This is a genomic window from Natrinema soli (assembly GCF_028618695.1).
The window spans coordinates 1-1,049 of record NZ_JAQIVI010000809.1; the positions used below are offsets into that span (position 1 = coordinate 1).

The 1,049-nt window shown below is 69.6% G+C and carries 2 protein-coding genes; both read right to left on the reverse strand.

The window, feature by feature from the left end; genetic code table 11:
• On the reverse strand, positions 1-752 hold a 752-nt coding region (locus PGX04_RS33095), incomplete at its 3' end, for a pyridoxal phosphate-dependent decarboxylase family protein (protein WP_273742352.1).
• Positions 749-1,049 (reverse strand): aminotransferase class III-fold pyridoxal phosphate-dependent enzyme (locus tag PGX04_RS33100; protein ID WP_273742353.1); only part of this gene is annotated, 301 nt, incomplete at its 5' end. The genes PGX04_RS33100 and PGX04_RS33095, both read right to left, overlap by 4 nt.

The following is a 1,049-nucleotide window of genomic DNA, read 5'->3' on the forward strand; positions in this document are numbered from 1 at the left end:
AGATCGATCCGGCGATCGCCGTCGGTCGGGACGGAGACGACCGCGTCCTCGCCGAGCCCGAGGTGGTGAGCGGCCTGCTTGGCCGTGAAATGGGCGGCGTCCGAACAGAGCAGGCGGAGATCCGTCGCCTCGGGTGGCAGTCCCGCAGTCTGCACGTCTCGGTCGAATCGCGTCTCGCAGTACCAGTCGCGAGCCAGCAGCAGGCCGAGGACGTTCGACTCCGTGCCGCCGCCCGTGAAGACGCCGTCCGCGCCGGTCGGATAGTCGAACAGGTCACAGCAGGCGTCGACGACGCGCTCTTCGAGGACGGACGCCGCGGGAGCCTGATCGAACGAGTCCATCGACTGGTTCGTCCCCGACACCAGTAACTCCGCGGCCAGCGCCGGGATCGCCGGCGGACAGTGGAGGTGGGCGACACAACCCGGATCGTGGACGCGAACCGAATCGGTGAGCACCTCGTCGCCGACCGTCTCGAGGACCGCCTCGAGCGACTCGCCCTCGTCGGGGAAAACGGCCAGGTCGTCAATCCGCTCGCGGAGCGTCTCGTGGTCGGTTCCCGCATAGGGACCCTCGACCGTCGCGAACGACTCGAGGAGACACTCGCGCGCCCGATCGATCGCGTGCTCGTACGTGGCGTTCCCAGCCGAGTCGCCGAGGAAGGCGCTCGAGGCGTCCGGCGGCGTCGGCTCCTCGGGCGGCGTCGGCCCGTCGGGTTCCGAACGGTACTGGCCGGCCAGTTCGTTGCCCGTCATGCCGGCGCCTCCGCTCGCTTTCGATCGTTCGCGACGACCGACCGAACGCTCTCGTGAACGATTTCGCCGACGTCGTCGATCTGCGACGGAGAAATCGTCAGCGGCGGGAGGAACCGGACGACGCTGCCGTGGCGGCCGCCGGTCTCGACGACGAGACCGCGATCGAACGCCGCCGACTGGACGGCAGACGCGAGGTCACCGTCCGCGGGGTAGTGTCCGAGCGAGTCGGGTTCGCCCTCGGGATCGACGAGTTCCATCCCGAGCAGCAGACCGCGTCCGCGGACGTCGCCGACCGCA